Annotated in this window: 1 protein-coding gene; it reads right to left on the bottom strand. The window is 42.1% G+C overall.

Annotation, left to right across the window (positions count from 1 at the left end; all coding sequences use genetic code 11):
• Window positions 1-201 precede the first annotated feature (201 nt).
• Window positions 202-311 (bottom strand): 30S ribosomal protein S10 (locus tag QW520_08880; GenBank protein ID MEM0449918.1); only part of this gene is annotated, 110 nt, incomplete at its 5' end.

Below are 311 nucleotides of genomic sequence, written 5' to 3'. Positions count from 1 at the left end.
TTTTTATGGTGTCACTGCGCATATGATGAACCGGCACCTCATGAACAGCGTCTTTAATGTAATTTTCTCAACAAATCGATCTCATAAGAACTAGTTTTGCTGAGAGCTCGATTCTTGAGTCTTTCTGGGTAATCAAGCACTCCTTGATCAAATGTGCAAAAGTAATTATTTGTTAATATTTGGAAAGTGGTTGAGTGTGTTTTAAGAGCGCAGCACAATCTCGATGTTCACGCCATCGGGAACTTGGATGCGCATAAGCTGGCGCAACGCCCTTTCATCAGCGTCCAAGTCGATCAATCGCTTGTGTATAC

The sequence above is a fragment of the Methanomassiliicoccales archaeon genome (assembly GCA_038740345.1).
Taxonomy (GTDB): Archaea; Thermoplasmatota; Thermoplasmata; order Methanomassiliicoccales; family UBA472; genus JAJRAN01.
Note: the sequence above shows the minus strand (reverse complement) of the source record. Positions and strands in the feature narration are given on the sequence as shown.